Raw genomic sequence first — 4,348 nt, forward strand, 5'->3', positions numbered from 1 at the left:
GGTTTCGACTGCTCCGGACTCACGCTCTACGCCTACGCAAAAGCGGGCATCGCCCTGCCTCGCACGGCAGCGCAGCAATATGCCGCATCGGAACCAGTAAAGCCCGGCCGGATGCGACGCGGAGACCTCGTCTTTTACGGAGAGAGCGCGGCCAGCATTCATCACGTCGGCATTTACATCGGCGGCGGTTACATGATCGACGCCCCCCGACCCGGCACCCAGGTCCGTTATTCGCCCCTGGACACCATGCACGACCTGCTCGCCGTCGCCCGCCCCACCGCACACAACAACAAGGAGATCTGACATGCCCAAGTTCCTCGCCAAGCCCGTCGACATGAGCACCGGCTTCAAGGACTTCTTCGACACCATCGGCCTCACCGGCGGCGGCCTGGTCACCAAGGGCATCGCCGCCGTCATCGCCATCATCGCGCTGCGCATGCTGCTCCAGCTGTCCAACGACCCCAAGGGCGCCCTCCGCAAGGGCTCGATGGCGGTCGGCACCCTGTTCGTCGCCGTGGTGCTGGCGCTGTACGGCGACACCCTGTTCAGCACCGTGACCGAGGCCAAGGGCTGATCCCATGCCAGACACCGACGACCCGTGCGACCTCCTCAAAGGCACGCCCGGCTACGAGTACTGCGTCAGGGACAACGACGGTGGGGGCCGGGGCGGGCCACCCGGGGTCGGCGGAGGCCAGGGCCTCACAGACGGGGCCGCCAGCAACGTACGTGAACTGGCAGAAGGTCTGATCAAGAAGCTGCAAGGCCTGGTGGCGCCGGACAGTACGTGGGCGCCGGAGAATCCCGACAGTTGGATCTACCAGCAGTTTCTATGGCTGGGCCAGCACCTGGCTGTCGCGATCTTCGTGTGCGTGGTCGTCGTGTGCGCCCTGACCGCGTGGCGGGGCGCACCACGCCTCAAGCAACTGGGTGCGTCGACCGGATGGACACTCGCTGCCGTCGCCGGAATGGCATCGGTCCCAGGCGTCGTGATGCTACTGAACAAGGCGCTGAGCGCAGCGTTCACGACGATGTTCAGCAGCAACGAGTCCACGCTGTTCAGCGTGATCGCCAAGGACATGGATGACGCAGCAGACGCAGACAACCCGCTGTCGGTGCTGCTGATCCTTGCCGCGCTCGTAGTCGCCCTCGCTTTCGCAGCGTTGGTCTTTATGACGCGCAATCTCGGCATCCTGATGTTCGTTTGCATGGCTCCCTTGGTGCTGGCCTCGTTGGCTCGCGGGGGCGACACGTCGGCGGTCAAGGCGTGGGCGCAGCGGCTGTTGGGGCTGATGTTCGCCCCCTTCGCTCTGCTGCTGGTCAGCCCTTTCGTGCAGCTGGCAGAGGGCGCGCTCGTAATGGACGCCTTCCTGCTGGTCGTCGCGGACGTCCTCATGCTCAGGATGGTCTTCCATGGGGTTCCGTACTTCGGTCCCCGAGTGGCAGGCGCCGCCCGGGCGTTGGTGGAGCGCAGGACTGACAACCCGCTCGCGCGGGCGGTCGTGCGTGCCGGTGCGCCGGACTACTACGAGCAGGAGACGACACCGCGCGGGCCGCGCACGGTGGACACCCCCCGCCGTGCCATGTCACAGGACGGTGGCGTTCTCTTCGCCGCCTACGGCATCAAGCACCGGGAACAGAAGGGGCGGTTGACAACCGCATCGGCCAGCGAGAAGGCCGGGCGGGATGCGGCTCGTACCGCGCAGATCAGCCAGGCCCGCCGACAGGCGCGCGCTGCTCAGCCTGCGCCTGGAGGGACTTCGGCTCCGCGATCGGGTGCCAACCGGCCGGCCCCCACCCCGGCGCCGTCTCCGGCACCGACCCCACAACCGGCACCCACTACGCCGGGCCATCCGTAATCCCCCATCTGGCCCTGGCGTTCGCTCCTTCCGCTTGCAGTGGTGATGGGTGAACGCCGGGGCCAGGCCCACCTCCGAGGAGGACCTGTCGTGTATTCCCTGACTACTGGCTACCGCGTTCCCGCCCTGCAGCGCGGACTGAGCCCTGTCGAGACTCTGCTGACGAAAGCGAACGCCGGGGTCGGGGGCGCCGTCCTGATGTCGGCGATGCTTACCCCGCCACCGATCTGGACGTTTGGTGCAGTCGGTGCCACCGCCGCGCTGCTCAACCTCGCGCCGGGGCCGCGTTCCCTCGCACGGTGGGCGACTGTCGGCTACCGGCGACTGCGCGAACTCACCGCCCCGGCCTCCATGACCACCGACGCGGGCGTGACCACCACATGGACGCTGTACCCGGAGCACGGCACCATGCAGGACCTCCAGCTGCGCGCCGCATGGCATGAGGCTTTCTCCCGCGCCCTCACCTTCGCCGGCGACCAAGCCCGCAACGCAGGCATCCAGCTGCACGTCACCCACCACACCACCGTGGACGACTACACCGCCCACACACAGACGATCTCCGTCCACGTCCCCAAAGGCCTGGTCGGACAGCCCGCCCGTATTGTCGACACCCTGGCCAGTGAGCTCGCCGGTCTCGGCGTCCTGACCTTGGTGGAGCCCGAGCCAGTCCCTGCCGTCACCACGCGGGGCCCGGGATGGGTCGGCCTGGAAGATGGCCGTCACGCGGCGACCGCACGGATCACCGCCTGGCCTGAGGAGACCGGCGGCGACCTCATGCCGAAGCTCCTGCTGGGCCAGGGCGCCGACGAACGGTCGCTGGCCGTCCTGTACCGGCCGCTTCCAGCTGGCCAGTCCCGCCGGTCAGCGAAGTGGCAGCGCGCCGCCAGCGAGGCCTTCACCACGGACAAGGTCAAGCAGGACACGCACGACCTCGCCAGCACCGCGACACACGGCGCGCTCGTTCAGGGCGCCACGCTCGTGGACATCGACGCCTACCTGACGGTGTGGGGCGACAGCCCCGAGGCCGTCACCGACGCACGCTGGCAGGCCGTCCTCATGGCCGACCGGCACCGCATCCGTCTCGACTGGCTTGCCGGCCAGCAGCACCGCGCTCACGTGATGACCACTCCGCACGGAGCCTCCACCAGGAAAGGGGCGATCCTGTGATTCGCCTGCCCTCCAACCACGCCGCGATCACGGCACCGATCGTCGCTTCCAGCACCCGCTTCCCCGGCATCCCGATTGGGCGTTCGCTGCTGGACGGCCGTCCGTTCGCCCTCTCCCCTGTCCTGGCCGACGACGCCATCCTGCCGTCGACCAACTCCATCGCCCTGGGCGGTCTCGGCTCCGGCAAAAGCACCACCGCGAAGGTCCGCGGCAACCGTGAGATTCATGCAAACGGCCACCAGTACGTGGTCATTGACTCCTTTGGCGAGGACAACGCCGGCGAGTGGGCCCCCCTCACCCGCTCCGTCGGAGGCCGAGTTGTCGAGGCCGGCTCCTTCACCCTCAATCCGGTCAGCGACCTGTTCCCGCGTGAGGTCCGCGAGCAGCTCGTGCGATCGCTGATCGCCGCCGTGGAACCCGGCGCTCTCACCCCCCAGGCCACCCACGCCCTCCAGCACGCCCTCAACCACCCGAAGGCAACATCACTCAACGGCCTGGCGGACGCTCTGGTCCAGCCAGAAGACGGACGTTGGCCCGCCGCCAAGCTGACCGAGTGGGGTGAGAACGCCGCCATTGCGCTGTCCCGGTACACCGAAGGCAGCCTTCGCGGCCTGTTCGACGGCGACAGTGCCGGCCTCCCCGAAACCGACCTGCCCATGCTGACCTTCGACTTCTCCCAACTCGACCGCAATTCCCCGGCAATCCCGTCTCTGATGGCCGCCGTGGCGTGCTGGGTAGAACACGTGTGGCTGCCGCAGTCGACCGCCCGGCACCGGCACCTCGTCCTGGAAGAGGCCTGGCAAATCCTGCTGGCGCCAGCCACCAGTGAACTCATCCAGCGACTGCTGAAGAACTCCCGCAAGGCCAACCTGTCGCTGGACGTCGTGATGCACACGCTGTCCGACCTCGGCGACGGCAAGGCCCAGGACCTCGCGCGGCTGTGCGAGGTCGCCCACGTCGGACGCCTCGGACCGGAAGAGGCCGCCATCGTCGGCGCCCTGCTCAACCTGCCCGCTTGGGCAGTCGACAGGATCCCGACCCTGGACCCGGGCCAGGCCGTGTGGAAGGTCGGCCCTGACTACGTCGACATCGTCCAGACAGTGATCAGCGAGGACGAAGCCCAACTGACGGATACCTCGTCTCGCCGCCGCATGGCACAGCAGGCCCTGGCCGTCGAGCAGGACACCGCTGCGCCCGCGACTGACTCCGACATCTACAAAGGCCAGGACCGACCTGCGTTCCACAGTTGAGCGGGGTTCTTGGGGGTGCGGTGAGGTATCGATGCAGGTCAGGCGGGTGTGCCTAGCGCGAAAGGCCGAAAACGC

5 protein-coding genes are annotated in these 4,348 nt (G+C 67.9%); all 5 read left to right on the forward strand.

Annotated features, from left to right (window positions below; translation table 11 throughout):
- On the forward strand, positions 1-303 hold a 303-nt coding region (locus ACZ7NC_RS44595; protein WP_471497895.1), incomplete at its 5' end, for a C40 family peptidase.
- Between the two features lies 1 nt (position 304).
- Positions 305-574 (forward strand): hypothetical protein, encoded by a 270-nt coding sequence (locus tag ACZ7NC_RS44600; protein ID WP_471497897.1) that lies wholly within the window; start codon positions 305-307, stop codon positions 572-574.
- A gap of 4 nt (positions 575-578) precedes the next feature.
- Positions 579-1,856, forward strand: coding sequence for a hypothetical protein (locus ACZ7NC_RS44605; RefSeq protein WP_471497900.1), 1,278 nt, complete (start codon positions 579-581; stop codon positions 1,854-1,856).
- Positions 1,857-1,946: 90 nt separating this feature from the next.
- Positions 1,947-3,023: an FAD-binding oxidoreductase/lyase gene (locus ACZ7NC_RS44610; protein WP_471497903.1), complete on the forward strand. Its 1,077-nt coding sequence runs from the start codon at positions 1,947-1,949 to the stop codon at positions 3,021-3,023.
- On the forward strand, positions 3,020-4,273 hold the full coding sequence (locus tag ACZ7NC_RS44615; protein ID WP_471497907.1) for a hypothetical protein: 1,254 nt from the start codon (positions 3,020-3,022) through the stop codon (positions 4,271-4,273). Before ACZ7NC_RS44610 ends, ACZ7NC_RS44615 begins: the two co-directional genes overlap by 4 nt.
- Positions 4,274-4,348 lie beyond the last annotated feature (75 nt).

Source organism: Streptomyces sp. NPDC111802 (assembly GCF_055634335.1).